Source organism: Hydrogenophaga sedimenti (genome assembly GCF_051857515.1).
In the GTDB taxonomy this organism is placed as follows: domain Bacteria; phylum Pseudomonadota; class Gammaproteobacteria; order Burkholderiales; family Burkholderiaceae_C; genus Hydrogenophaga.
Window position 1 is genome coordinate 140,430 of sequence record NZ_JBPZHA010000007.1, and the last position, 26,871, is coordinate 167,300.

Annotated in this window: 24 protein-coding genes; 7 read left to right on the plus strand and 17 right to left on the minus strand. The window is 66.0% G+C overall.

Annotation, left to right across the window (positions count from 1 at the left end; all coding sequences use genetic code 11):
* Positions 1 to 33: 33 nt before the first annotated feature.
* Entirely contained in the window at positions 34 to 372 is a 339-nt protein-coding gene (locus tag ACS5NL_RS13340) for a hypothetical protein (RefSeq protein ID WP_439354349.1), read from the minus strand.
* Positions 373 to 501: 129 nt separating this feature from the next.
* On the opposite strand from ACS5NL_RS13340, the gene ACS5NL_RS13345 reads away from it, so the two are divergent.
* On the plus strand, positions 502 to 873 hold the full coding sequence (locus ACS5NL_RS13345) for a cupin domain-containing protein (protein WP_439354350.1): 372 nt from the start codon (positions 502 to 504) through the stop codon (positions 871 to 873).
* An 84-nt stretch (positions 874 to 957) separates the two neighbouring features.
* On the opposite strand, the gene ACS5NL_RS13350 is transcribed toward ACS5NL_RS13345, so the two are convergent.
* From ACS5NL_RS13350 to scpA, 6 genes are all read right to left on the minus strand, one after another.
* Positions 958 to 1,449 carry a VOC family protein gene (locus ACS5NL_RS13350; protein ID WP_439354351.1) on the minus strand — a complete coding sequence of 164 codons (492 nt, stop codon included), beginning with the start codon at positions 1,447 to 1,449 and terminating at the stop codon, positions 958 to 960.
* Positions 1,446 to 3,497: an acetyl-CoA carboxylase biotin carboxylase subunit gene (locus ACS5NL_RS13355; RefSeq protein ID WP_439354352.1), complete on the minus strand. Its 2,052-nt coding sequence runs from the start codon at positions 3,495 to 3,497 to the stop codon at positions 1,446 to 1,448. Before ACS5NL_RS13355 ends, ACS5NL_RS13350 begins: the two co-directional genes overlap by 4 nt.
* 63 nt (positions 3,498 to 3,560) lie before the next feature.
* Positions 3,561 to 4,337 carry a YdcF family protein gene (locus ACS5NL_RS13360; RefSeq protein WP_439354353.1) on the minus strand — a complete coding sequence of 259 codons (777 nt, stop codon included), beginning with the start codon at positions 4,335 to 4,337 and terminating at the stop codon, positions 3,561 to 3,563.
* A gap of 22 nt (positions 4,338 to 4,359) precedes the next feature.
* Positions 4,360 to 5,892, minus strand: coding sequence for an acyl-CoA carboxylase subunit beta (locus tag ACS5NL_RS13365; protein ID WP_439354354.1), 1,533 nt, complete (start codon positions 5,890 to 5,892; stop codon positions 4,360 to 4,362).
* 32 nt (positions 5,893 to 5,924) lie between these two features.
* Positions 5,925 to 6,929 carry a methylmalonyl Co-A mutase-associated GTPase MeaB gene (gene meaB, locus ACS5NL_RS13370; RefSeq protein ID WP_439354355.1) on the minus strand — a complete coding sequence of 335 codons (1,005 nt, stop codon included), beginning with the start codon at positions 6,927 to 6,929 and terminating at the stop codon, positions 5,925 to 5,927.
* Positions 6,926 to 9,082 (minus strand): methylmalonyl-CoA mutase, encoded by a 2,157-nt coding sequence (gene scpA / locus ACS5NL_RS13375; RefSeq protein WP_439354356.1) that lies wholly within the window; start codon positions 9,080 to 9,082, stop codon positions 6,926 to 6,928. Before scpA ends, meaB begins: the two co-directional genes overlap by 4 nt.
* Before the next feature lie 201 nt (positions 9,083 to 9,283).
* On the opposite strand from scpA, the gene ACS5NL_RS13380 reads away from it, so the two are divergent.
* From ACS5NL_RS13380 to ACS5NL_RS13390, 3 genes are all read left to right on the plus strand, one after another.
* Positions 9,284 to 9,919 (plus strand): GntR family transcriptional regulator, encoded by a 636-nt coding sequence (locus tag ACS5NL_RS13380; RefSeq protein ID WP_439354357.1) that lies wholly within the window; start codon positions 9,284 to 9,286, stop codon positions 9,917 to 9,919.
* A 69-nt stretch (positions 9,920 to 9,988) separates the two neighbouring features.
* Positions 9,989 to 10,879, plus strand: coding sequence for a Dyp-type peroxidase (locus ACS5NL_RS13385; protein ID WP_439354358.1), 891 nt, complete (start codon positions 9,989 to 9,991; stop codon positions 10,877 to 10,879).
* 115 nt (positions 10,880 to 10,994) lie between these two features.
* The gene (locus ACS5NL_RS13390; RefSeq protein WP_439354359.1) at positions 10,995 to 12,284 is read left to right on the plus strand and encodes an NAD(P)/FAD-dependent oxidoreductase; all 1,290 of its coding nucleotides are present in this window, start codon (positions 10,995 to 10,997) and stop codon (positions 12,282 to 12,284) included.
* A gap of 15 nt (positions 12,285 to 12,299) precedes the next feature.
* On the opposite strand, the gene ACS5NL_RS13395 is transcribed toward ACS5NL_RS13390, so the two are convergent.
* The 6 genes from ACS5NL_RS13395 to ACS5NL_RS13420 form a co-directional block, all read right to left on the minus strand.
* Entirely contained in the window at positions 12,300 to 12,749 is a 450-nt protein-coding gene (locus tag ACS5NL_RS13395; protein ID WP_439354360.1) for an FKBP-type peptidyl-prolyl cis-trans isomerase, read from the minus strand.
* Between the two features lie 10 nt (positions 12,750 to 12,759).
* On the minus strand, positions 12,760 to 13,767 hold the full coding sequence (gene dusA / locus ACS5NL_RS13400; RefSeq protein ID WP_439354361.1) for a tRNA dihydrouridine(20/20a) synthase DusA: 1,008 nt from the start codon (positions 13,765 to 13,767) through the stop codon (positions 12,760 to 12,762).
* Positions 13,768 to 13,853: 86 nt separating this feature from the next.
* Positions 13,854 to 15,611 carry a DUF1566 domain-containing protein gene (locus ACS5NL_RS13405; RefSeq protein WP_439354362.1) on the minus strand — a complete coding sequence of 586 codons (1,758 nt, stop codon included), beginning with the start codon at positions 15,609 to 15,611 and terminating at the stop codon, positions 13,854 to 13,856.
* Positions 15,612 to 15,736: 125 nt separating this feature from the next.
* Positions 15,737 to 16,474 (minus strand): acetoacetyl-CoA reductase, encoded by a 738-nt coding sequence (gene phbB / locus ACS5NL_RS13410; RefSeq protein WP_439354363.1) that lies wholly within the window; start codon positions 16,472 to 16,474, stop codon positions 15,737 to 15,739.
* A gap of 51 nt (positions 16,475 to 16,525) precedes the next feature.
* Positions 16,526 to 17,707: an acetyl-CoA C-acetyltransferase gene (locus ACS5NL_RS13415; RefSeq protein ID WP_439354364.1), complete on the minus strand. Its 1,182-nt coding sequence runs from the start codon at positions 17,705 to 17,707 to the stop codon at positions 16,526 to 16,528.
* Positions 17,708 to 17,784: 77 nt separating this feature from the next.
* Entirely contained in the window at positions 17,785 to 19,614 is a 1,830-nt protein-coding gene (locus tag ACS5NL_RS13420; RefSeq protein WP_439354365.1) for a PHA/PHB synthase family protein, read from the minus strand.
* 127 nt (positions 19,615 to 19,741) lie between these two features.
* Here ACS5NL_RS13420 and ACS5NL_RS13425 point away from each other — a divergent pair, with 127 nt between their 5' ends.
* Entirely contained in the window at positions 19,742 to 20,053 is a 312-nt protein-coding gene (locus ACS5NL_RS13425; RefSeq protein ID WP_439354366.1) for a hypothetical protein, read from the plus strand.
* Here ACS5NL_RS13425 and pgeF read toward each other — a convergent pair.
* Genes pgeF through ACS5NL_RS13445 form a run of 4 tightly spaced genes read right to left on the minus strand, consistent with a single transcriptional unit; the run spans position 19,973 to position 23,921 of the window.
* Positions 19,973 to 20,788 (minus strand): peptidoglycan editing factor PgeF, encoded by an 816-nt coding sequence (gene pgeF / locus ACS5NL_RS13430; protein ID WP_439354367.1) that lies wholly within the window; start codon positions 20,786 to 20,788, stop codon positions 19,973 to 19,975. The two genes, ACS5NL_RS13425 and pgeF, sit on opposite strands and share 81 nt — an antisense overlap.
* Entirely contained in the window at positions 20,788 to 21,429 is a 642-nt protein-coding gene (gene maiA / locus ACS5NL_RS13435) for a maleylacetoacetate isomerase (RefSeq protein WP_439354368.1), read from the minus strand. Before maiA ends, pgeF begins: the two co-directional genes overlap by 1 nt.
* A 24-nt stretch (positions 21,430 to 21,453) precedes the next feature.
* On the minus strand, positions 21,454 to 22,350 hold the full coding sequence (locus ACS5NL_RS13440) for a ribose-phosphate diphosphokinase (RefSeq protein ID WP_439354369.1): 897 nt from the start codon (positions 22,348 to 22,350) through the stop codon (positions 21,454 to 21,456).
* On the minus strand, positions 22,350 to 23,921 hold the full coding sequence (locus tag ACS5NL_RS13445; RefSeq protein WP_439354370.1) for a thymidine phosphorylase family protein: 1,572 nt from the start codon (positions 23,919 to 23,921) through the stop codon (positions 22,350 to 22,352). Before ACS5NL_RS13445 ends, ACS5NL_RS13440 begins: the two co-directional genes overlap by 1 nt.
* A gap of 81 nt (positions 23,922 to 24,002) precedes the next feature.
* Between ACS5NL_RS13445 and ACS5NL_RS13450 the strand changes: the two genes are divergently transcribed.
* Together ACS5NL_RS13450 and ACS5NL_RS13455 are read left to right on the plus strand one after the other, a co-directional pair.
* The gene (locus ACS5NL_RS13450; protein WP_439354371.1) at positions 24,003 to 25,388 is read left to right on the plus strand and encodes a Rieske 2Fe-2S domain-containing protein; all 1,386 of its coding nucleotides are present in this window, start codon (positions 24,003 to 24,005) and stop codon (positions 25,386 to 25,388) included.
* Positions 25,385 to 26,863, plus strand: a complete 1,479-nt coding sequence (locus ACS5NL_RS13455) for a glutamine synthetase family protein (protein WP_439354372.1) — start codon at positions 25,385 to 25,387, stop codon at positions 26,861 to 26,863. Before ACS5NL_RS13450 ends, ACS5NL_RS13455 begins: the two co-directional genes overlap by 4 nt.
* Positions 26,864 to 26,871: the final 8 nt, after the last annotated feature.

The following is a 26,871-nucleotide window of genomic DNA, read 5'->3' on the forward strand; positions in this document are numbered from 1 at the left end:
CCCTTGAATGGGGATGACCCGGGGGTCCCTGGTTCAGTGAAGCATCGGCAGGCCCGACTGGCGTGCCTCGAAGTGGCGGAACAGCTGCACCGACAGCAGGCGGAGCGTTTCGTCGCCCAGGGTCTGGGCGTCCACCAGCTGGCGCAGCGCGTAGCACTTGTCGCACAGCATCAGCGGGCGGCTGATCGACATGCCGTGCCCGGCCATGCGCAGGCTGAAGGCGTCCAGCAACTCCCGGGGCCAGGGCATGGCCGGCTCACGCTCGCGCCAGCCCGAATTCCGCTGCGCCCAGCGGCCATCGTCCAGCATCGGCCGGACGGCTTTGTCGGCACGGCCGCGATCGGCCTCCAGAGGTTGTTGCTGTGTGGGCATGGCGGGTTCCCCGGTGGATGGACTCAATGGCCTCCAGCGTACGGCCGGCACCCGCAGCGCAATGCCCCGAACAAACCGCCCAATCCGGCCCAGTTCTGCGCGCGCCGGCACGGCGGCACAATGCCGGCCATGAGCCCCTCCGCCCGTCTCCTGAAACTGACCGCCCAGCCCTCGGGCACGCCAACCACCGACCATCCACGGCCCGAGCGCCTGCTGCGGGGCAACCCCTTGCGGGAAACCTGGAACCTGATCGAAGAAGCCCTGCCCGCCGGCCAGGTGTTCTGCGGCGTCTGGCGTTGCGAACCGGGCCACTGGCGCATCGCCATGGGTCCGACCGAACGCGAGCTGTTCACCGTGCTGGCCGGGCGCTGCCGGGTGCACGACGCGCGTGGCGGCTTCGAGGAAGCCGGCCCGGGCGAAGGCATCTACATCCCGCCCGGCTTCGAAGGCGCCTTTGAGGTGCTGGAAGCGCTGACCAAGACCTACATGATCTGCGAGTGATTCGGCGTCCGCCCAAAAAATGACGCCGCCCGGTTTGCACCGGACGGCGTCTGTCTCCTCGGCCCTTGTTGTCTTGTCGTGGCGTCAGCCCGGCTGACCCGCCAGCTTCGCGAAGGCGCTGACCACTTCCGGCGGCGCCTGCACCAGTTCGATCAGCACGCCCTCGCCCGCGATCGGGAACTCTTCGTTCGCCTTGGGGTGCAGGAAGGTGATGTCAAAACCGGCTGCGCCCTTGCGGATGCCGCCGGGCGCGAAGCGCACGCCGTTGGCCGTGAGCCATTCGACCGCGACCGGCAGGTCGTCGATCCACAGGCCGATGTGGTTCAGCGGCGTGGCGTGCACGGCCGGCTTCTTCTCGGGGTCGATGGGCTGCATCAGATCGACCTCGACCTTGAACGGTCCGCTGCCGATGGCGCAGATGTCTTCGTCGACGTTCTCGCGCTCGCTCTGGAAGGTGCCGGTCTTCTCCAGACCCAGCATCTCGACCCAGAGCGTCTGCAGCCGCAGCTTGTCCGGCCCGCCGATGGCGATCTGCTGGACGCCCAGCACCTTGAAGGGACGTGGCGTGCCTTTCATTTCTCGAACTCCACGATGGGCTGGTCGACCACCAGCGATTCGCCCTTGGCCGCCATCACCTTGGCCACCACACCGTCGGCCGCAGCGAACAGCACGTTCTCCATCTTCATGGCTTCGATGACCGCCACGCGCTCGCCGGCCTGCACCTTCTGGCCGACCTGCACCGCCACATCGACCAGCAGGCCGGGCATGGGCGAGAGCACGTATTTGCTCATGTCCGGTGGCGCCTTGAACGGCATCAGCTTGTGCAGCTCGGCCATGCGCGGCGACATGACCATGGTGTCCAGGCGCGTGCCGTTGTGCTGCACCACCAGGGCCAGCGGATTGCGCGGGGAGCCACGCTCCATCTGGGCGGTGAAAGGCTGGCCGTTGACTTCGCCGCTGATGACGATGTCGTTCAGGCGCGAGGGCGAGCTGATCTTGTAGCGCTTCTCACCCACCTGCACCGAGGCGTAACCCGTCTCGCCGACGAACTCGTCCACGTGCACCGCGGTGTACTTGTGCTGGCCGGCAGCGTCCAGGCTGACCACCACATAGTCCTTGCCCACCTTGACGCCGTAGCCCGGCAGCTGGCCGGAGATGCCGGTGGCGCGCTCGCGGCTCTTGCGGCGCACGAAGGCGGCCAGCGCCACGAGGAAGTCCGGGTCGCTGTGCGGCACGTCTTCGGCGCGGAAGCCGTGGGCGTAGTGCTTGGCGATGAAGCCGGTGTTGAAGTTGCCCGAGACGAAGTCCGGGTGCGCCAGCAGCGCGGCCTGGAACGGGATGTTGCTGTTGATGCCGCGGATCACGAAGCCGTTGAGCGCCTCGCGCATCTTGGCGATCGCGTCGTTGCGGTCCTTGCCGTGCACGATGAGCTTGGCGATCATCGAGTCGTAGTACATCGGGATCTCGCCGCCGTCGTACACGCCGGTGTCCACGCGCACGCCGTGCTTGTGGGCCGTGTCGGCCTGCCACATGGTTTCCGTCGGCGGATCGAAGCGCACCAGGCGGCCGGTGGACGGCAGGAAGTTGCGGAACGGGTCTTCGGCATTGATGCGGCACTCCATCGCCCAGCCGTCGCGCTTCACCTCGGCCTGCGTCAGCGGCAGCTTCTCGCCGGCCGCCACGCGGATCATCAGCTCCACCAGGTCCAGGCCGGTGATGCACTCGGTCACCGGGTGCTCCACCTGCAGGCGGGTGTTCATCTCCAGGAAGTAGAAGTCCTGGTCCTTGCCGACCACGAACTCGACCGTGCCGGCCGACTGGTACTTCACCGCCTTGGCCAGGGCCACGGCCTGCTCGCCCATGGCCTTGCGGGTGGCGTCGCTGATGAAGGGCGACGGCGCCTCTTCGATCACCTTCTGGTGGCGGCGCTGGATCGAGCACTCGCGCTCGTTCAGGTAGATCACATTGCCGTGGCTGTCGCCGACGATCTGGATCTCGATGTGGCGCGGCTGCTCGACGAACTTCTCGATGAAGATGCGGTCGTCGCCGAAGCTGTTGCGCGCTTCGTTCTGGCAGGCGGTGAAGCCTTCCAGCGCTTCCTTGTCGTTGTAGGCCACGCGCAGGCCCTTGCCGCCGCCGCCGGCCGAGGCCTTGATCATCACCGGGTAGCCGATGCCCTTGGCGATGTCGACGGCCTTCTCGGCCGACTCGATGGCGTCGTTGTAGCCGGGGATGGTGTTGACCTTGGCTTCGTTGGCCAGCTTCTTGGAGGCGATCTTGTCGCCCATGGCCGCGATGGAGAAATGGCGCGGGCCGATGAAGGCAATGCCCTCGTCTTCACAGCGTTTGGCGAAGGCCTCGTTTTCCGACAGGAAGCCGTAGCCGGGGTGCACGGCCTCGGCGCCGGTGGCCTTGCAGGCCGCGATGATCTTGTCGGCCACGAGATACGACTCGCGCGACGGCGCCGGACCCAGCAGCACGGCCTCGTCGGCCAGGCTCACGTGGCGCGCTTCCTTGTCGGCCTCGGAGTACACCGCCACGGTGGCGATGCCCATCTTTTTCGCCGTGGCAATCACGCGGCAGGCGATTTCGCCACGGTTGGCGATCAGGATCTTCTTGAACATGTGTGGACTCCGTCTTGGGAAACTGGACGATTCTCGAAAGGGTTCGGAACTGGGGGAGAAGGCTCAGCCTTCCCCGCTGACCCAGCTCCAGGCAGAAGCAAAGTACTCCCGCAGCCACAGGTGGTAGCGGTAGCGGATGGGGGTGGGTGCGGCGACGAAAGCGAGGTGTGTGAAGCCCTGGTGCGCGGCCAGGCGCAGGGCGCGCGCGCCATGGAACTCGCTGGTCACCACCGCCAGCGGCTGGTCGGGCGTGATGCCGCGTTCGCCCAGCAGCCTGGCCGAATAGGCCAGGTTCTCGGTGGTGTTGGCGCTGCGGTCTTCCTGCACCAGCCGCGATGCGTCGATGCCCTGGGCGACCAGCGCCTGCTGCATCACCTGGGCCTCGGTGCAGGCCACGTTGTGGAAGTGGTTGCGGCCACCGCTGAGCACGATGAGGGCCGACGGCCAGCGCTGCGCCGCTTCGGCCGCGGTGTCGAGCCGGCCCTGCAACACCGGCGACGGTTCGCAACGGGCCGACCCGGCGCCCAGCACGATCACCGCCCTGGGCGTGTCGGTCGGGACCGCGGCGGCCAGCCCGTGGGGAATCGGCATGGCAAACAGCGCCAGCACCGACAAGCCCCAGACCGTTGCCAGACCCCACGAGCCGCGCCAGAACCAGCGACGCGGCGCCGAGGCCGCGCTCCATCGGCTCAGTGGCCCCCAGGCCAGGGCCGCCACCAGCAGCAGCAGGCCCAGACCCAGCGAGAACACCACGCCGAAATGGAACGTGCCTTCGAGCAGCAACAGCGCGCCCGAGGCGGCCAGCACCAGCCCGAGGATCGACAGCAGCAGACGGATCATCAGCACCACAACAGCACGGGCATCAGAGCGGGATGTTCCCGTGCTTGCGCCACGGGTTCTCGATCTTCTTGTCCTTGAGCATCACCAGCGAGCGGCAGATTCGCTTGCGGGTTTCGGACGGCAGGATCACGTCGTCGATGAAGCCGCGCGCACCGGCCACGAAGGGGTTGGCGAAGCGGGTCTTGTACTCGGCCTCGCGCTCGGCCAGCTTGGCCGGGTCCTTCTTCTCTTCGCGGAAGATGATCTCCACCGCGCCCTTGGCACCCATCACCGCGATCTCGGCGTTCGGCCAGGCGAAGTTGACGTCGCCGCGCAGGTGCTTGGAGGCCATCACGTCGTAGGCACCGCCGTAGGCCTTGCGGGTGATCACGGTGATCTTCGGCACCGTGCACTCGGCGTAGGCGTAGAGCAGCTTGGCGCCGTGCTTGATGATGCCGCCGTACTCCTGGCTGGTGCCGGGCATGAAGCCGGGCACGTCGACGAAGGTCACGACCGGGATGTTGAAGGCGTCGCAGAAGCGCACGAAACGCGCGGCCTTGATCGAGCTCTTGATGTCCAGGCAGCCGGCCAGCACCAGCGGCTGGTTGGCCACGATGCCCACCGTCTGGCCGTCCATGCGGGCGAAGCCGATCAGGATGTTCTTGGCGTAATCGGGCTGGATCTCGAAGAAGTCGCCGTCGTCGACCGTCTTGAGGATCAGCTCCTTCATGTCATAGGGCTTGTTCGGGTTCTCCGGCACCAGCGTGTCCAGACTCTTGTCCATGCGGTCGATCGGATCGCCGCTGGGGCGCACCGGCGCCTTTTCCTTGTTGTTGAGCGGCAGGTAGTTGTAGAGGCGGCGCAGCATCAGCAGCGCTTCCACATCGTTCTCGAAGGCCAGGTCGGCCACGCCGCTCTTGGTGGTGTGCGTCACGGCGCCGCCCAGTTCTTCGGCGGTCACTTCCTCGTGCGTCACCGTCTTCACCACCTCGGGGCCGGTGACGAACATGTAGCTCGAGTCCTTGACCATGAAGATGAAGTCGGTCATGGCGGGCGAGTACACCGCGCCACCGGCCGAGGGGCCCATGATCATGCTGATCTGCGGGATCACGCCGCTGGCCATCACGTTGCGCTGGAACACGTCGGCGTAACCACCGAGCGAGGCCACGCCTTCCTGGATGCGGGCACCGCCCGAGTCGTTGAGGCCGATCACGGGTGCGCCGACCTTCATGGCCTGGTCCATGATCTTGCAGATCTTCTCGGCGTGGGCCTCGGACAGCGCGCCACCGAACACGGTGAAGTCCTGGCTGAACACGAAGACCAGACGGCCGTTGATCATGCCGTAGCCGGTCACGACACCGTCGCCGGGGATCTTCTGGTCCTGCATGCCGAAGTCCACGCAGCGGTGTTCCACGAACATGTCCCACTCTTCGAAGGTGCCTTCGTCGAGCAGCACTTCCAGGCGCTCACGCGCCGTCAGCTTGCCCTTGCTGTGCTGGGCGGCGATGCGTTTTTCGCCTCCGCCCTTGCGAGCCAGCTCGCGCTTCTTTTCCAGTTGGTCCAGGATGTCTTGCATGGTGGTCTCTCCGGTGAAATCAGGAAATGGCGTTACTCGAACAGGTCGAGCAACTGCCGTGCAGCGGTCGATGCGGCCAGTTGGCCAGCCTGCACCTGCTGCGTGAAAAGGTCCAGCTTCCCGCGCACCTGCGGGTGCTCGCGAAAGCGTTGTTTGAGGCCGGCGCCGATGCGTTCCCACATCCAGGCCGTGGCCTGCTGCTGGCGCCGGGCGGCCAGGCGGCCGTTGGCGGTCTGCAGCTGGCGGAATTCGCTGACCGACGCCCAGAACGTGTCCACGCCCTGCCCGTGCAGCGCGCTGATCTGGATCACCTGCGGGTGCCAGATCGCTTGATCGTGATGGACGTGGTCGGGGTTGCCGTGCAGCCCAAGCAAGCGCAGAGATGAGGTGATCTGCGCGCGCGCGCGGGTGGCGGCGTCGGGGTCGATGTCGGCCTTGTTGATGACCACGAGGTCGGCCAGTTCCATCACGCCCTTCTTGATCGCCTGCAGGTCGTCGCCCGCGTTGGGCAGCTGCAGCAGACAAAACATGTCGCTCATGCCGTGCACCGCGGTCTCGCTCTGGCCCACGCCCACGGTCTCGACGATCACCACGTCGTAGCCGGCGGCCTCGCAGACCAGCATGGCCTCGCGCGTCTTCTCCGCCACGCCGCCCAGCGTGCCGCTGGAAGGGCTGGGGCGGATGTAGGCCTTCTCGTGCACGCTCAGGTGCTCCATGCGCGTCTTGTCGCCCAGGATGGAACCGCCCGAGACGGAAGAGGACGGGTCGACCGCCAGCACCGCCACACGGTGGCCCTGGCCAATCAGGTACAGGCCCAGCGCCTCGATGAAGGTGCTCTTGCCCACGCCCGGCACGCCGCTGATGCCCAGGCGGAACGAGCCGCCCGTGTGCGGCAGCAGCCCGGTCAGCAGTGCATCGGCCTGCTGGCGGTGGTCGGCGCGGGTGGACTCCAGCAGCGTGATGGCCTTGGCCATCGCGCGGCGCTGGACGGCAGCACCGCCCGAAACGATGCCGGCCTGGATCTGCTCAGGGGTCAAGCAACAGCCTTCTTGATCTGTTCCAGCACGTCCTTGGCGCTCGCCGGGATCGGCGTGCCGGGGCCGTACACGCCCTTAACGCCGGCTTCGTAGAGCATGTCGTAGTCCTGGCGCGGGATCACGCCGCCCACGAACACCACGATGTCGTCGGCGCCCTGCTTCTTCAACTCGGCAATGATGGCCGGGACCAGGGTCTTGTGGCCGGCGGCCAGCGTCGAGACGCCCACGGCGTGCACGTCGTTCTCGATCGCCTGGCGGGCGCACTCTTCCGGCGTCTGGAACAGCGGGCCCATGTCCACGTCGAAGCCGAGGTCGGCGAAGGCCGTGGCCACCACCTTGGCACCGCGGTCGTGGCCATCCTGCCCCAGCTTGGCGATCATCACGCGCGGGCGGCGGCCCTGCTCGGTGGCGAAGTCGGCGATTTCCTTCTTGAGCTGTTCCCAGCCCTCGGCGCTGTCGTATGCGGCGGCGTACACCCCGGTCACCTTCTGTGTGTCGGCGCGGTGGCGCCCGTAGATCTTCTCCAGCGCGTCGGACACCTCGCCGACGGTGGCGCGCAGGCGGATGGCTTTGATCGCCAGGTCCAGCAGGTTGCCCTGGCCGCTGTCGGCAGCGGCGGTCAGCGCCTCCAGCGCGGCCTGCACCTGGGCATTGTCGCGGCTGGCCTTGATGGATTGCAGGCGGGCGATCTGGCCGTCGCGCACCTTGACGTTGTCCACGTCCAGGATGTCGATCGGGTCTTCCTTGGCGAGCTTGTATTTGTTGACGCCGACGATCACGTCCTTGCCGGAGTCGATGCGCGCCTGCTTCTCGGCCGCTGCGGCTTCGATCTTGAGCTTGGCCCAGCCGCTGTCCACCGCCTTGGTCATGCCGCCCATGGCGTCGACCTCTTCGATGATGGCCCAGGCCTTGTCGGCCATTTCCTGCGTCAGCGACTCCATCATGTAGGAACCAGCCCAGGGGTCCACCACGTTGGTGATGTGGGTCTCTTCCTGGATGATCAGCTGCGTGTTGCGGGCGATGCGCGAGCTGAACTCGGTGGGCAGCGCGATGGCTTCGTCCAGCGAGTTGGTGTGCAGCGACTGCGTGCCGCCGAACACGGCCGCCATGGCTTCGATGGTGGTGCGCACCACGTTGTTGTACGGGTCCTGCTCGGTCAGCGACCAGCCCGAGGTCTGGCTGTGCGTGCGCAGCATCAGGCTCTTGGGGTTCTTCGCGTTGAAGCCCTTCATGATCCGGGTCCACAGCAGGCGGGCCGCGCGCATCTTGGCGATCTCCAGGTAGAAGTTCATGCCCACCGCCCAGAAGAAGCTCAGGCGGCCGGCGAACTCGTCCACGTCCATGCCCTTGGCGATGGCGGTCTTCACATACTCCTTGCCGTCGGCCAGGGTGAAGGCCATTTCCAGCGCCTGGTTGGCGCCGGCTTCCTGCATGTGATAGCCCGAGATCGAGATCGAGTTGAACTTCGGCATGTTCTTGGCCGTGTACTCGATGATGTCGCCGATGATCTTCATCGACGGCTCGGGCGGGTAGATGTAGGTGTTGCGGACCATGAACTCCTTGAGGATGTCGTTCTGGATGGTTCCGCTCAGCTTGTCCTGGCTCACGCCCTGCTCTTCCGCCGCCACCACGTAGCCGGCCAGCACCGGCAGCACGGCGCCGTTCATGGTCATGGAGACACTGACCTTGTCCAGCGGGATCTGATTGAACAGGATCTTCATGTCCTCGACCGAGTCGATCGCCACGCCGGCCTTGCCGACGTCGCCCGTCACGCGCGGATGGTCCGAGTCGTAGCCGCGGTGGGTGGCGAGGTCGAACGCGACCGACACGCCCTGCCCGCCGGCGGCCAGGGCCTTGCGGTAGAAGGCGTTGGATTCTTCGGCGGTGGAGAAGCCGGCGTACTGACGGATGGTCCAGGGGCGCACTGCGTACATCGTGGCCTGCGGGCCGCGGATGTAGGGCTCGAAGCCCGGCAGCGTGTTGGTGTAAGGCAGGTCTTTGGTGTCTTCGGCGGTGTACAGCGGCTTGACGCTGATGCCGTCGGGCGTGAGCCAGTTCAGGGCGTTCACGTCGCCACCGGGTGCGGACTTCTGGGCGGCCTTGGCCCAGGCTTCGAGGTTGGCGGGAGCGAATTCGGACGGTTTCTGGCTCATGGCGTCGGTGCTGCGGTGCAGTGTGGGGAAGCAACAGAAGAGACTGTCGAGTTTACATCATTCATAATTATTGATGCAAAATATTCCAGCGGACTTACAATGCGCCCTCGTTGGCCCTCGTTGGCCCTCGTTGGCCCTCGTTGGCCCTCGTTGGCCCTCCCGTTGGCGCCCGTTTCGCCACCCTCCCGATCTCCCGACCGCATGTCTGCCCTGTCCCTCGCTCCTCGCGCCCTGTATGAAGAAGTCGCTGAACTGCTGCGTCAGCGCATCTTCAAGCGCGAGCTGGAGCCGGGCAGCTGGATCGACGAACTCAAGATCGCCGAGGAATATGGCATCAGCCGCACGCCGCTGCGCGAAGCCCTGAAGGTCCTCGCCGCCGAGGGCCTGGTCACCATGAAGGTGCGCCGCGGCGCCTACGTGACCGAAGTGTCCGACAAGGACCTGGCCGACGTCTACCACCTGCTGTCGCTGCTCGAATCCGACGCCGCCGGCGTGGTGGCCGAACGCGGCAGCGATGCCGAACTGGCGGAACTGAAGGCACTGCACGCCGAGCTGGAGGCCTCGATCGGCGACCGCGATGCCTTCTTTGCCGTCAACGAGCGCTTCCACATGCGGGTGCTGGAGATGGCGGACAACCGCTGGCGCATGCAGATGGTGGCCGACCTGCGCAAGGTCATGAAGCTCAACCGCCACAACTCGCTGTTCAAGACCGGCCGCATCCACGAGTCGCTGGCCGAACACCAGGCGGTGATGGGCGCCCTGCTCACCCGCGATCCGTCGCTGACCCGCACGCGGATGCAGGAACATTTCGCCAACGGGCTCGAAGCCGCCGCCTGAGTCGGGGCTTGGCAGACGCGCCCCTCCGGGGCTGGTAAATTCCTGGGGCGACATCGTCCCGGAGTCTCCATGCGCATCGACCAACTCGCCCAACCCGGCATCCTCGAGCCCATCCCGCCGCTGGCACGTTACCTGACCTGCCAGCTGCGTGTCGGGCTGGACCCGCGCGCTGTGCTGCGCCTGCTGGCCGCCCAGGCCGACGGCCGCTCGGCCGTGGTAGGCCTCGGGGAATCGCTGGTGCGCGAACTGGGTGCCGAGATCCCCGGACTGCGCAGCTTCTGCGGCATCGCCGGTGCCCGCACCAAACTGCCCGCCACCCCGGCCGATCTGGTGATCTGGCTGCGCGGCGACGACCGCGGCGCCCTGCTGATCCGCAGCCGCCATCTGGAAAACCTGCTGGCACCCGCGTTCGACATCCACGACATCACCGACGCCTTCATGCACGACCACGGCCGCGACCTGACCGGCTACGAGGACGGCACCGAAAACCCCGAAGGCAAGAAAGCGTTGACCGCAGCGCTGTTGCCGAAGAAGGCCGGGAAGCTGGCCGGCAGCAGCTTTGTCGCGATGCAGCGCTGGCGCCACCACATGGGCCGCTTCGAGGCCATGTCGAAAGAGCAGCAGGACCACACCATCGGCCGTGAACGCGACACCAACGAAGAACTCGACGACGCGCCCGAATCGGCCCACGTCAAGCGCACGGCGCAGGAGAGCTTCCAGCCCGAGGCTTTCCTGCTGCGCCGCTCCATGCCCTGGGCCGAAGGCAACCAGGGTGGTCTCGTGTTTGCCGCTTTTGGCTGCTCCTTCGACGCCTTCGAGGCGCAGTTGCGGCGCATGTCGGGCGCGGAAGACGGCGTGATCGATGCCCTCTACGGCTTCACCGAGCCCGAGACCGGAGCCTATTTCTGGTGCCCGCCGGTGGCCGACGGACTGATCGACCTGCGCGCGGTCGGTCTCTGATCCTCTGGCGTGCCGCGGCCGGGTTTACCCCGGCCCCAGGCTTGACATTTCTCAAGCCATATACCCCCAGGGGCATACATGATGGCGTCTCCACACCAATACGTCAGGAGACATCATGGCCCGCATCGTCATTCTGGGCGCCGGCATCGGCGGCATGCCCATGGCCTACGAAATGAAGGCCCTCGCCCGACCGGGCGACACGGTGACCGTCATCAGCGAAGCGCCCAGGTTCCACTTCGTCCCCTCCAACCCCTGGGTGGCGGTCGACTGGCGCAAGCGCAAGGACATCGAGGTCGACATCGCACCCGCCCTGGCGCGCAAGGGCATCGAGTCGATCATCCAGCGGGCCAAACGCGTCCACCCTGAGGCCAACCAGGTCGAACTGGAAGACGGAACCAGGGTCGACTACGACTACCTGGTGATCGCCACCGGCCCCAAGCTGGCCTTTGATGAGGTGGAAGGTCTGGGCCCGCACGGCGGACACACCCAGTCGATCTGCCACGTGAACCACGCCGAAGCCAGCAAGACCGCGTGGGATGCGTTCGTCCGGGACCCCGGCCCGATCGTGGTCGGCGCGGTGCAAGGTGCCTCGTGCTTCGGCCCGGCCTACGAGTTCGCGATGATCATGGACACCGACCTGCGCCGCCGCAAGATCCGCGACCAGGTCCCGATGACCTACGTGACGCCAGAGCCCTACATCGGCCACCTCGGGCTGGGCGGCGTCGGCGACTCCAAGGGCATGCTCGAATCGGCCATGCGCCAGCGCCACATCAAGTGGATCTGCAACGCCAAGACCACCAAGGTGGAAAACGGCCAGATGTTCGTGACCGAGCACAACGACCAGGGCCAGCCGATCAAGGAACACGTGCTGCCGTTCAAACACAGCATGATGCTGCCCGCCTTCAAGGGCGTGGACGCCGTCTTCGGGATCGAGGGCCTGACCAACCCGCGCGGCTTCATCACCATCGACGCACACCAGCGCAATGCCAAGCACAGGAACATCTTCAGCGTCGGCGTCTGCGTCGCGATCCCGCCGGTGGAAGCGACGCCCATCCCCTGCGGCACACCCAAGACCGGCTACATGATCGAGTCCATGGTCACGGCCACGGCACACAACATCCGCGAACTGCTCGATGGTCAGGAGCCGACGCACAAGGCCACCTGGAACACCGTCTGCCTGGCCGATTTCGGCGACACCGGCGCTGCCTTCGTGGCCCTGCCCCAGATCCCGCCGCGCAACGTGAGCTGGTTCAGCGAAGGCAAGTGGGTTCACCTGGCCAAGGTGGCCTTCGAGAAGTACTTCATGCGCAAGATGGAGAAAGGCACGTCCGAGCCGATCTATGAAAAGATCATCATGGACTTCATCGGCATCACCAAGCTCAAGGCCAAGCTGACCGGCAAGTGATGCCCCCGCGCCGTCTTACTTGATGCCGAGCAGTTCGACCTCGAACAGCAGCGTGGCGTTGGGCGGGATCACGCCGCCCGCGCCGCGCTCGCCGTAGGCGATCTGGCTCGGGCAGGTCAGCTTGGCCTTGCCGCCGATCTTCATGCGCTGCACGCCTTCGGTCCAGCAAGGGATCACGCGGCCCAGGGGAAACTCGATCGGCGTGCCGCGCGCGTAGGAGCTGTCGAACTCCTTGCCATCGGGAAAGGTGCCCTTGTAATGCACCTTGACCGTGTCGGCCGCGGTCGGGCTGGCACCAGCGCCGTCCTTGAGCGAACGGAACACCAGACCGGTCTTGGTGACCACGGCGCCCGGCTCCTTGGCGGCGGCATCCAGAACAGGGTTTGGCGCAACGCTCTGGGCGGAGGCAGCGACGGCGCTCAGGCCGAGAACGACGGCCAGCGTGCGGGAAACGATTCGGTTCATCAAACTTCTTTCAGTGGGTTGAAACAGGGGCATCGGTGGCGACTTCTGCGTCGCGATGACCGACATGGGCCTGGGCCATGGCCCAGACCTCGCGCGGCGGCAGCGGCTTGAGCCGGTGGTCGCTCCAGACCTGGCGCCACTTGCGGGCGCCGTGCAGGCCATGGCGCAGGCCCAGCATGTGGCTGGCGATCGAGTACCAGTTCACGCCGTCTTCGGCGTGGGCGCGCTCCATGTACTCGATCATGGCCAGCTCGACCGCCTCTCGCTTCATCACCGGGCGGGCGTGGTCGCCATAGAACTTCGCATCCCAGCCGCTCATGAGCCAGGGGTTGTGGTACGCCTCGCGGCCGATCATCGCGCCGTCCAGGTGCTCCAGGTGGGTGGCGATCTGCTCATCGGTGGTGATGCCGCCGTTGACCGAGATTGTCAGATCGGGAAAGTCGTTCTTGAGCCGGTAGGCCAGCTCGTAGCGCAGTGGCGGAATCTCGCGGTTCTCTTTCGGCGAGAGGCCCTTGAGCCAGGCGTTGCGTGCATGGACCAGGAACACCTTGCAGCCACCCTCTGCCACCGTGCCGACGAAGTCGCGCACGAAGTCGTAGCTCTCGACCTTGTCGATGCCGATGCGGTGCTTGACCGTCACCGGGATGTCGACCACATCGACCATCGCCTTCACGCCGTCACGCACCAGCTCGGCTTCGCCCATCAGGCAGGCGCCGAACGCGCCGCGCAGTACCCGTTCGCTCGGGCAGCCGCAGTTGAGGTTGATCTCGTCGTAGCCGCGCTCCTGGCCCAGCTTCGCGCAGACCGCCAGATCCGCTGGCTCGCTGCCGCCGAGTTGCAGCGCGACCGGGTGCTCTTCCTCGTTGAAGAACAGGTGCTGGGCCGCGTTGCCGTGGATCAGCGCGCCCGTCGTCACCATTTCGGTGTACAGCAGGGTGTGGCGGGTGAGCAGACGGTGGAAGTACCGGCAGTGGCGGTCGGTCCAGCCCATCATGGGGGCGACCGACAGGCGCCACATGCTGGAAGCATCAGGCGGACAGGAAACGGACGGAGTCAACATCGCAAGATTATTCCCGCGATTTGTATGAAAACCCGTGCATCAGCTCACTGAAGATGCCTTAGCAGTCGGACTTCCCCTCCAAAAAACACATACTCGCGCGTTGACATCGTCACATCGATATATTGTGGCCATGCGAGAAGGGCATGGAAGGCCGAGTTCGGGTCCTGCGTGTTGGGAGTGGATGACCAGTAATACGTCTGGTCTGCTCCGGGAAAAGCTTGCGGGTCCAACGCAACCGTCCCACTTTCCGAAAGGAGACTCTGCAATTCCTTGATGTTGGGTAAACGCCAGCCCGTCATCCAGTTGGCATACGCCAACGCATCTTGATGCAGGAACACGTAAATCTGGCCCTGACATCCTCTTCCGTTCCAGAGACGCCCCTCCTCACATCGACGCCACTGCAAACCGGTCATCAAGTCATTGACCACGTTGCCAGCCGCATCGCCTGGATAGGGAGCTGTCCCCACCGCAAACCGGGTGCCCACAAACGGTGCCCCACGCACCAGACGCACATTTTTGAGGCTATTGGTTGAGTTACCGTTGATGATGCCACTCTGGAAGCTCACCGCTTTGAAGTAGGAGTCCCCGGTGGGAGAAGAACTCCAATAGTCGCTCGCCGTGACACCGAACCAGACCGGATTGATTTTGATCGACATCTGCCCAAAATCCATCAATCCAAGCAGCTCTCCCGCCGTCGGCAATCGCCAATCAGTGAATCCGCACAACGCGAGTTGATTGACGCGCATCACGTAGGCGGACGCGTCCCCTGCGCGGCCATCTCGATAGTTGGAATAGATGTTGGCAACTGAACGCTCACCGGAGTTGGTCTTCCCCTCCCATGTCAGACCAGTCACATTGTCCTTGACACAGCTGGCGATCGGATTGGTTCCGACCTGGCTGTAGCTCATCGGGTTGATCGTGCTTCGCTGGCCATCTTGTGTTGGGCTGAGCGCCATTGGCCCGGCAGACCAGCAATCCACCAACACATTGCTGCCAGGCTGGTAACACTGACTGTTCGTGATGCCAGTGTGTGGCAGCTTGTCCGAGTGCGGAGCATCTGCAAGCACGTAGTAGCCGATTCCCTCGTATTGGTAGGTCTGGCCCAGTGTGGCCACGACCTGGTTCTTTTCTGCTTCGCTGGCCGTGTAGAAGTGATACCCCTTGCTGGGCAGGTAGAAGCGGTACATTGGGATCAGCCCCGCCCCAGCGACCTGGCTGGCGAAATAGGCAGGACCATCCAGCTGGAACTGCGGCAGCGTCGTCAGGATGTTGTTCTTCTCCGCCTCGCTAATCGTGTAGAAGTGCACACCGGTCTGCCGATTAAAGAAGCGGTACACCGGACTCAAGCCCGCAGTCTGTCCACCCGAAGCCGAGAATGCTGCACCGTCGTAGCTGAAGTACGGTGCCGTCAGCAGCACATTGTTTTTCTCAGCCTCGTTGGTCGTGTAGAAATGTGCCCTCGTCACGGTGTTGTAGAACCGGAAAACCGCCACTGCCGATGCGGCAGCCTTGCGCGCAACGGTTCCGCCAATGTAAGCACTCTTGGGAACAACGCCACCGTCTACGGTCTCGGCACCAGCCGTACCAGCTCCGGCGCTGGCATCTGCCGCAACTGCCCGCTGTTCCGCCGCCAGCAGTTCGGCACGACTCAGTTGTGCTCCGCGCTCCAACGGCGTCGTTGCAGTGGTCTCACTGGAGGACGAGGTCGCTCCACCGCATGCATTCAACAAAAGCGCCAGCCCCACGACGAGCGCAACGGCACCGGCCCGAAAACAATTGTTTGCCTTGAACCTGTTCCCCATGATTTCCTCCCTGCAATGAATCAACAGATAGAAACAGTGTAAAACAATGTGTCATATGCACCTGCCATCTCTGCACGAATGAAAAAGCCCGCCGAAGCGGGCTTGAACAGGCAGTGACGTGGGGTTCAACCCATGTGCAGGCCACCGTTGACGGAGAAGTCCGCGCCGGTGGCGTAGCCGCCCTCTTCGCTGGCCAGCCACGCGATGATGGAAGCAATTTCGCTGGGCTTGCCCAGGCGCTTGACCGGCACCGTGGCGACGATCTTTTCCAGCACGTCGGGGCGGATGGCGTTGACCATGTCGGTGCCGATGTAGCCCGGGCTCACGGTGTTGACCGTCACGCCCTTGGTGGCCAGTTCCTGTGCCAGCGCCATCGAGAAACCGTGCATGCCGGCCTTGGCGGCCGAGTAGTTGGTCTGGCCGGCCTGGCCCTTCTCACCGTTGACCGACGAGATGTTGATGATGCGGCCCCAGCCCTTTTCGACCATGTCGCCGACGACCTGCTTGGTCACGTTGAACATGGAGTCCAGGTTGGTGTTCATCACCGCGTCCCAGTCTTCGCGCGACATCTTCAGGAACATGCGGTCCTTGGTGATGCCGGCGTTGTTGACCAGCACGTCGATGGTGCCGTGCTCGGCCTTGGACTTGCTGAACGCCTCGACAGTGGAATCCCAGTCGCCCACGTTGCCGACCGAGGCGTAGAAGGTGTAGCCCAGAGCCTTCTGCTCGTCCAGCCACTTGTTGAAATCGCGCGTCGGGCCGCAGCCGGCGATGACCTTGAAGCCCTCCTTGTGCAGGCGCTGGCAGATGGCGGTACCGATGCCGCCCATGCCGCCGGTGACGTACGCTACTTTTTGACTCATGTTGTGTGCTCCTCTAGGTGGTGCCGTGATGGCGGTAAAAATGGAGAGATGTCAGGCGCGTTCGACGGCCAGAGAGACGCCCATGCCGCCGCCGATGCACAGTGCGGCCAGACCCTTCTTCGCGCCGCTGCGCTGCATTTCGTGCAGCAGCGTGACCAGGATGCGGCAGCCGGACGCGCCGATGGGGTGACCGATGGCGATGGCGCCGCCGTTGACGTTGACCTTGGCCGGATCGATGTCCAGCGCCTTGTTGACGGCGCAGGCCTGGGCGGCGAAGGCTTCGTTGAGTTCGAACAGGTCGACGTCGGCAGCTTTCCAGCCGGCGCGGGCCAGTGCCTTCTGCGACGCGGGCACCGGGCCCATGCCCATGGTGGCGGGGTCCAGACCACTGGTGCCGAAGGCGGCGATGCGCGCCAGCGGCGTGAGGCCCAGGGCGGCGGCCTTCTTGGCAGACATCACCATCACGGCGGCCGCGCCGTCGTTGATGCCCGAAGCATTGCCGGCGGTCACCGAGCCAGCCTTGTCAAAGGCGGGGCGCAGACCGGCCAGCACCTCGGCCGTGGTCTTGGCGTTGATGAATTCGTCGCTGTTGAACAGCACCGGATCGCCCTTGCGCTGCGGAATGCTCACGCCGACGATCTCGTCCTTGAACTTGCCGGCGGCCTGCGCGGCAGCGGCCTTCTGCTGGCTGCCGGCGGCCAGCGCGTCCTGCATCTCGCGCGTGATGCCGTGGGCCTTGGCCACGTTTTCGGCGGTGATGCCCATGTGGTACTGGTTGTAGACGTCCCACAGACCGTCCACGATCATGGTGTCGGTCATCTTCCAGTCGCCCATGCGCTGGCCATCGCGGCTGCCATTGAGCACGTGCGGGCTGGCGCTCATGTTCTCCTGGCCACCGGCGATCACGATCTCGCTGTCACCCCAGGCCACGGCCTGCGCGGCCAGCATCACGGCCTTCAGGCCCGAGCCGCAGACGGCGTTGATGGTCAGCGCCGGGGTTTCCTTGGCCACACCGGCCTTCATCATGGCCTGGCGGGCCGGGTTCTGGCCCACGCCAGCGGCCAGCACCTGGCCCATGATCACTTCACCGATCGCATCCACCGGCAGGCCGGTGCGCGCCAGCAATTCCTTGATGACGATGCTGCCCAGCTCGGTGGCCGGGGTCTTGGCGAGCGAGCCGCCGAACTTGCCCACGGCAGTGCGGGCAGCGGAAACGATGACGATGTCTTCCATGGAAGTCTCCTAGAGGGAATGAATGCTGCTGAGAATGAGGGGCTGGCGTTCTGCAAAGAACGCCAGCGGTCAAGGCGTCAGGCCTTTGCCTTCACATAGCGACCCGGTGCGGGCTCGATGGCCGTGTAGGCCTTGCCCTTGCCATAGGTCTTGGGTGCCGGGATCTGCTTGCCCGACAGGGGCTTGAGCCAGGCAGCCCAGTCGGTCCACCAGCTGCCCTTGTGTTCGGTGGCGCTGTCGATCCACTCGTTCACGTCGGCCGGGAACTGGCCCGAGTTGCTGATCCAGTGGCTGCGCTTGCCGGCGGCTGGCGGGTTGATCACGCCGGCGATGTGGCCGGAAGCGCCCATGACGAAACGCTTCCTGCCCGGGAACACCTGGGTGCTCGCGTAGCTGCCACCGATGGGCACGATGTGGTCTTCGCGCGAACCGTAGATGTAGACCGGCAGCTTGACCTTGCGGAAGTCCACCTTCTGCCCGCAGACCGTGGTCTTGCCGGGTTTGACGATGTTGTTCTCCAGGTACATGTTGCGCAGGTACCAGGCGTAGTACGGTCCGGGCAGGTTGGTCGCGTCGGAGTTCCAGTAGAGCAGGTCGAACGGCGGCGGCGACTCGCCCTTGAGGTAGTTGCCCACCACGTAGTTCCAGACCAGGTCGTTCGGCCGCAGGAAGCTGAAGGTGGTCGCCAGATCGCGACCGGGCATCAGGCCGCCTTCGGAGAACTGCATCTCGCGCATCTTGACGAAGTTCTCGTCGATGAAGACGTCCAGGATGCCGGTGTCGGTGAAGTCGATCAGCGTGGTGAGGAAGGTCGCGCTGTTCACGGGCGACTCGCCGCGCGCGGCCAGCACGGCCAGCGCGTTGCTCAGCATCGTGCCGCCGACACAGAAGCCCAGGGCGTTGATGTCCTTGGCGCCAGTGATGTCCTGCGTGACGCCAATCGCCTTGATGACGGCGTCCTCGATGTAGTCGTCCCAGGTCTTGCCGGACATGGACTCGTCGGGGTTGCGCCAGCTGACCACGAACGTGCGGTTGCCCTGCTCGACGCTGTAGCGGATGAACGAGTTGGTCGGCTGCAGGTCGAGGATGTAGAACTTGTTGATGCAGGGCGGCACCAGCAGGAACGGCCGCTCGTAGACCTTGGCCGTCAGCGGCTTGTATTCGATCAGCTGGAACAGCTCGTTCTCGAACACCACCGCGCCTTCGGTCGTGGCCACGTTCTTGCCGACCTCGAACACACTCTCGTCGGTCATCGAGACATGGCCCTGCTTCATGTCGTGCAACAGGTTGGCCACGCCCTTGGCGATGCTCTCGCCCTGGGTCTCGATCGCCTTCTTCTGCGCTTCGGCGTTGAAGGCCAGGAAGTTGCTCGGTGCGCTGGCGTCGATCCATTGCTGGACCGCGAAGCGCACGCGGGTGCGGGTCTTGGCGTCGCCTTCGACCGCATCGGCCAGGGACATCAGGGTGCGGGCATTGAGCAGATACACCGACGCTGCATACGCCGCCACCGGGTTGTGGCTCCAGGACTCGTCGGCAAAGCGGCGGTCGCCCTTGGGCTGGACGGCTGGCCCCTGGTTCCAGAGCCCGGCGACGTCCTTGAGGTACTGGTTCTGGATCTCCAGCAACTTGGCCGGATCGAAGCTGACCTTCTGGCCCGTCGCCTGCTGCAGCAGGTCACCCATGCCCGGCAGCTTGCCCATCTGCGGCATCGCCATGCCGAACGGATTGGCCGCACCGCTCTGTGGCATGAAGGCCTTGAACGCTGCGAAAGGGTCGGGGGTGTGGGCTGAGGCTTGCGCCGCGCCGGGAAAGGCCTGTGCGGCCTGGGTCCACTGCTGGATGAGCTGGTTCTGGAACTGCTCAGCCGCCTGCAGCCAGTCGGGCTGCGGTGTCTTACCAGATGTCATGCAAGTCTCCGATGTTTGTCCTGCGGCTTATTATCTTTTCCTCTTCGGAAAATTGCCGGGTTTTCCCTAGTGTCAGTCTGCTCACTTCCAACAAACTGACAATCCATCTTCCCGGGCGCAGGTCGCTATGTATCTGGTTGTGATCGCTTGGCTCTACGTGGCGGTGATGATGTCTGCGGCGGAAGCCACCGCCGACAACGGTTCACTGCTGGGAGCCATTGTGACCTTTTTTCTCTACGGTTTATTGCCGCTCTCATTGGTGGTTTACCTGATGCTCGGGCCGCGGCGGCGGCGCGCCATCCGAGAGCGTGAAGCGGCCGAAGAAACCCAGCGGCAGCAGGAAACCCGCGGGGCGGGTTCAGACCGTCCAGATGCAGGCGGCCATGCGCCCGGTGCTGCCGAGCCGGGCGGCGTCGCGCCGGTGGGAAAAGAACCGTGAGGTCTGCGTGACCGTGCACCAGGCTTCGCCGCCGTCGTTGCCGAACACCTGCGCGATGCCCATCGCCTGAAGACGCAACCGCGCCAGCGCAGGCAGGTTGGCCAGGAATTTGCCCGCTTCCGGCAAGGCCTGGAAACAGGCCGCGGCCGCCGGCTGGATCGAGACAAACGCATCGCGCACCTCGGCACCCACCTCGAAGGCTTTCGGACCAATGCAGGGGCCGAGCCAGACAAGCACCTCGCCCGTTGCGGCATTTCCGCCTGCACCTCCGCCAGCGCTGGCGGCGGCGTCAAGCAGCGCATCCAGCGTCGACTCCAGAACCCCTCGCCAGCCCTCGCCCGCCAGCCCGCGCCAGCCCGCGTGTGCAGCGGCCACCACACCGGACTCCGGATGGCAACACAGCACCGGCAGGCAGTCCGCCACCATCACCGTGCAGGCCACACCGCGCCCGGTGCTCAGGCAGGCATCGGCAACGGTGTCGTCGGCCGACGCCGCATCCAGCCGCGCGACCTCGACGCCGTGGACCTGGCGCAGGAACACCGGGCGTGCTCCGGTGGCATCCCGCAGCCGCTGACGGTTGACGACCACCGCCGCCGGATCGTCGCGCACGTGGTCGCCGAGGTTGAAGCTGTCGAACGGCGCGACAGACACGCCGCCAGCGCGGGTCGTGAACACCGCGCGGACATTGGCCGGCACCGGCCAGTCGGGCACCAGCCAGTCGGACGGGAACGCCATCAGGCTTCGTTGTCCGGACAGGCCGAGGGCTGCGCCGCCTGAAAGGCGGGCAAAGCCATGCAGGCGTCGAAGGCCGCCATGGTGCGCGGCAGCCCGTCCAGCGGGGTATTGAAGCGCTTGCCATTGAAGATCTGCGGCACGAGGCAGCAGTCGGCCAGGGTCGGCGTGTCGCCGAAGCAGAAACGCGAGGCCGGCAGCTGCGACAGCTGGCGCTCGAACGCCTCCAGCCCGGTCCGCACCCAGTGGCGGTACCAGGTGTTCTTCGCTTCTTCGTCGACCTTGAGCGTGGACGACAGGTACTTGAGAACCCGCAGGTTGTTGATCGGATGGATCTCGCAGGCGATCGACTGCGCCAGCGCCCTCACCCGCGCACGGCCGACCGCATCGCGCGGCACCAATACAGGCTCGGGATGGACCTCGTCCAGGTATTCGATGATCGCCATCGACTGCGACAGCCGCGTGCCGTCGTCCAGCTCCAGCAGCGGCACCAGGCCGTCGGCTGCGATGTCGGCGTAGGCCGCCTTCTTGTGCTCGCCCTTGGCGAGATGCACCGGCACATATTCATAAGGCAGCTCCTTGAGCGCCAGCGCAATGCGCACGCGGAAGGACGCGGAGGATCGGAAGTAGTTGTAGAGCTTCATGGTCGGAGAATAGCGGTGAAGGGTTCAAAGGCCACGCAACAGCGCGGCCACTTCGGGCACGATGCTGACGGCGTTGCTCTCGTGGGGAATGCAGTCGGTGCTCCAGATGCGGTCGACACCCGCCTCGCGGATCAGTGCAACCGCCCCATCGGCGAACAGCGCATGGGTCACCGCCACGTCGATCGATACCGCACCCGCCGCATGCAGCAGTTGTGCCGCCCGCGCCAGCGTGTGGCCCGAGCTGGCCACATCGTCCATCAGCACCACGGCGCGGCCCTGCACCGGCAAGGCGGGCAGTTCGATGTCGACCTGCCGGTCGCCGTGGCGCGTCTTGCGGCACACACCGTGGGCCCAGCCATGGCGGTTCGCCGCGCGGGCCACCCATTGCAGCGACTCTTCGTCCGGCCCGATCAGCAGCACATCGGCCGCACACTGCACTGCGATGTGATCAGACAGCAATGGAGCGCCGTTGAGCACGATCGCGTCCTGGACGGGAATGGCTTCCTGCAGGGTCGCGACCCGGTGCAGGTGCGGATCGACCGTGATCACGGCGTCGAACAGATCGGCCAGCAGCGCCCCGATGATGCGCTGGCTCACGGCTTCGCCGGGGTTGAACGCGATGTCCTGGCGCATGTAGGCCAGGTACGGTACCACCAGGCTCAGGTGATCCGCGCCGAGGGTGCGCGCCGTGCGGGCGACCAGCAGCAGCTCGACCAGCTTCTCGTTGGGCTGGTGCAGCCCACGCCAGATCACCACCCGCGGCGGCAGCGGATCGGGCAGGCGCACCCGCACTTCCCCGTCGGGGAAACGGTGGCGCTCGATCACCGACAGCGTGAGGCCGGTGAGATCGGCCGTCGCCTGCGCCACAACGCGCTCGTCGTCGAAACACAGCAAGGCACCCGAAAGAATCTGCGGCGACATCAGAACTCCACAAAGACCTGGGGCAGCTGCTCGGCCGCCCCGATGACGATGCCCGACTGACGCTCGACCGCATGGCGCGCGAAGGCCAGATCGGAGGGATAGTCGGCGTGGATGCGGTAGAGCGTCTGCCCCTGGCGCACCACGTCGCCGAGCTGGCACATCAGATCGACGCCGGCCCGCTTGACCTTGGGCGCTCCGGCCAGGCGCGCGATCTGCGCCACCTGCAGGTTGTCGATGCCGACCACCATGCCGTCCGCGGGCGCCGCCACTTCGAAGCTCAGCGCGCCGAACTGCGGATGGTGCGGATCGAAATCACGCGGGCCCTGCGCGGCGATGATGGAATGCATGCGGGTCAGCGCCCGCCCGGATTCCAGGATGTCGCGCGCGATCGCATAGCCCTGACCGCCCCTCACATCGGGGCTGCATTCGATCAGCCGTCCCGCCAGCCGCAGCGATTTCTGCCGCAGGTCGTCGGGCGCCTCGGGGTGGTTTTCCAGCACCCGCATCACGTCGCGCGCCTCCAGCGCCGGGCCGATGCCGCGGCCCACCGGCTGGCGCCCGTCGGTGATCACCACGTCCAGCGACAGGTGCAGGCGCTGCGCCACATATTCAAACAGCCTTCGCAGGCGCTGCGCCTCGGGCATCGACCGCACCTTGGCGGTCGGTCCGATCGGAATGTCGAGCACCAGATGCGTGGCGCCGGCCGCGATCTTCTTGGACAGGATGGACGCGACCATCTGACCCGGCGAATCCAGCGCCAGCGGACGCTCCACCGAGATCAGCACATCGTCCGCCGGCGACAGGTCGGCGGTGCCGCCCCAGGCCAGGCAGCCCCGGTGCTCGCGCACGATGTCGGTCAACCGGTCGAAAGGCAACTCCACATCGGCCAGCACCTCCATGGTGTCCGCGGTGCCGGCGGGCGAGGTGATGGCGCGCGACGAGGTCTTGGGAAACACCAGCCCGTAGGCCGCGACGATGGGCACGACCAACATCGAGGTCCGGTTGCCGGGAATGCCGCCGATGCAGTGTTTGTCGACCACCAGCGGCTCGTGCCAGTCCAGACGGCGCCCGGACGCGACCATGGCGTCGGTCAGGAAATACACCTCCTCGCGGTCGAGCTCGCTGCGGTTGCAGGCGACCACAAAGGCGGTGAGTTCGATCTTCGAATAGCGGCGCTGGGCGATGTCGCCCACGATGGCGCGAAAGTCCGCCTGCCCCAGCCGCTCGCCATTGATCTTGCGGAACAGCGCCGGGATCGAGGCCGGCGGCTCGGCCTGGGTGACGCTCGCGGGATGGCCTTCGGCGATCTCCAGCTGCACGAACGCGTCTTCCGACACGCCGATCTCGTGCTGACCCACGATGCAGGGGTCGTCGACCACGTTGAGCGTGGCGAGGATGCGTTTGCCATTGGCCCGGATTTCCACCTTGGCCAGCGCCTGGAAGCCCTCCGCCCGCACCACCTCGCAGTCGCGGTGCAGGTAGGCCACGTTCTCGCGCCAGGTGTCGATCGCCACCCGCCGCAGCGTCAGTCCGTTGCCGTTGGGCGAGGGCGTGATTTCAGGTGTCTCCATGGCTCCACGATACACCTCCGCAAGGGCCGACGCGGACACCAAAATCGGTTAACGTTCGGCGCAAACACGCAGGAGACGCGCATGAAAGCCGAACAGAACCAGCGACTCACCCAGGTCGGGCCGGGCACGCCCGGCGGCGAGCTGCTGCGCCGCTACTGGCAGCCGGTGGCGATGCTCGACGAGTTCGACCCGGCGCTCGATCCGCCGATGGCGTCCCGTCCCGTGAAGGCGGTGCGCCTGCTCGGCCAGGACTTCGTGCTGTTCAAGGATGCACAGGGCTGCTTCGGGCTGCTCGACCGCGATTGCCCCCACCGCGGCGCCGACCTGGCGTATGGCCGCAACGAAGGCGACGGCCTGCGCTGCCCCTTCCACGGCTGGAAATTCGATGTCAGCGGCCAGTGCACCGAGACCCCGGCCGAGCCGGTCGGCAGCACGCTGTGCAACCGCGTGCGCCAGCGCAGCTACCCGCTGCTCGAAAAGGGCGGCGCGCTGTTCGCCTGGCTGGGGCCGGAAGGCATGGCACCACCGCCCTTCCCTGCGCTGGACTGCTTCACGGCCCCCGCCTCCCACAGCTTCGTGTTCAAGGGCCTGTGGCACTGCAACTGGCTGCAGGCGTTTGAAGTGGGCATCGACCCGGCGCACGCGTCCTACCTGCACCGGTTCTTTGAAGACGCGCCGCTGGAAGGCAGCTACGGCAAGCAGTTCCGCGGCGCCAGCGCGGGCGACATCGGTGGCGAGCGCTGGCCGATGACCCGGGTGATGCGCGAATTCGCGCGACCGGAGATCTCGTTCACCCAGCAGCCGTATGGACTGCAGCTGACCGCCCTGCGGCCGCTGAACGATGCGCTGACCCATGTGCGCGTGACCAATGCGGTGTTCCCCCAGACCTTCGTGATCCCGCTGTCGGAGACCATGACGATCACGCAGATGCACGTGCCGGTCGACGACACCCGCAACTACTGGTACGCCTTCTTCACCAGCTTCGACGCCCCGGTCGACAAGGCCACCATGCGCCAGCAACGCCTCAAGGCCGTGACCCTGCCCGACTACATCCCCAAGGCGGGCCGCTGGAACCAGTGGGGCTTCAGCCCGGACGAGCAGCAGACCCGCACCTACCTGGGCATGGGCGAGGAAGACATCAACGTGCACGACCAGTGGGCCTGCGAAAGCATGGGCGCGATCCAGGACCGCACCCGCGAGCACCTGGGCACGACCGACAAGGTGATCATGGCCAACCGCCGACAGCTGAACCAGGCGATGGACACGGTGGCACAAGGCGGCACGCCGCCGGGCGTCGCCGATCCGGCGCTGGCACCGGCCATCGGCGGCCCCGACACCGTGGACGGCATCGCGCCGGCCGGCGACTGGCAGCGCTGGTGGCAGGACGAGGTGCGCGCCAAGCGCGACGGCGCGCCCTGGGTGAACGGTGCCATCGCCACGACCGACACCCTGGCAGGAGCGAAATGAGGTACTTTGCCCAGCGCTGCGGCGTGCACGGCGCCGACCGGGAAGCCGCCTGCCAGCAGCTGGCGCGCGTGATCGAGGCCAGTGGCGTGCAGCGCGTGCGCATGGGCTGGTGCGATGTGCACGGGCAGCTGCGCGGCAAGACCCTGATGGCGCCTGCGGCGATCCGCGCCCTGCGCGACGGCGTCGGCATGGTCGGCACCATGATGCTCAAGGACACCGCCGACCGCACGGCCTGGAAGGTGTTCGAGGTCGGCGGTACCGATGGCCTGCCCGGCTTCTCGGGCGCGGCCAACCTGATGCTGCTGCCCGACCCGGCGAGCTTTGTGGTCCTCCCCTGGGCCGAGGGCACGGGCTGGCTGCGCTGCCAGCCCTGGTACCCCGATGGCCGGCCGGTCGAACTCGACAGCCGCCGCGTGCTGCAGCAGGCTCTGTCGACCCTGGGGGTGACCGGCTTCGGGTTGAAGACCGGGCTGGAGGTCGAGTTCCACATCTACCGCATCACCGACGCATCGCCGCAGCTGGATCCGGAGCTGGCTGCCTGGCCCGGCCTGCCGCCCGCGGTGCAGATGATCCATCCCGGCTACAACCTGCAGGCCGAGGCCATGAGCGACATGGCCGACGAACCGCTGCGCATCGTGATGGCCACCGCGCAGGCGCTCGGCCTGCCGCTGCAGTCGCTGGAAATCGAACTGGGGCCGAGCCAGGTGGAGGCCGTGTTCGACGCCACCGACGCACTCACCGCCGCCGACCAGATGGTGCTGTTCCGCAATGGCGTGCGGCAGGCGTTGCGCCGCGCGGGCTACCTGGCCACCTTCATGTGCCGGCCACCGTTCCCGAACATCATGTCCAGCGGCTGGCACCTGCACCAGTCGCTGGTCGAGCGCGACACCGGCCGAAACGCCTTCGCCCGCCCTGCGCCGGCCGTGGGCAGCTCGCCGTCCGGCGCCCGCCACACGCTGTCCGATGCCGGCACGCACTGGCTGGCCGGGCTGCTGGCGCACGCAGCGGGCATGGCGCCACTGTGCACGCCCACGGTCAACGGGTTCGCCCGCTTCCGCCCGAACGCGCTGGCGCCGCAGAACATCCTCTGGGGCCAGGACAACCGCGGCGCCATGCTGCGGGTGGTCGGCGCTGCGGGCGACGGCGCCACCCGGATCGAAAACCGCATCGGCGAACCGTCCGCCAACCCCTACCTGTACATGGCCTCGCAGATCCACGCCGGACTCGACGGACTGGTGAAAGGCCTGGAACCACCGGCCGCGGCCGAGTCGCCCTACGCCAGTGGCCATGCGCAACTGCCCGACAACCTGGGCGACGCGCTGGCCGCGCTGAAAGCCGACGCCTGCCTTGTGGCAGGATTGGGCGAGGCCGTGGTCCAGCACTTCTGCCGCATCAAACAGTCCGAACTCGACCGCCACACGGACGCCAAGGACAAGACCGATTTCGAACGGCGCGAATACTTCAGCCGCTACTGATTGAACAC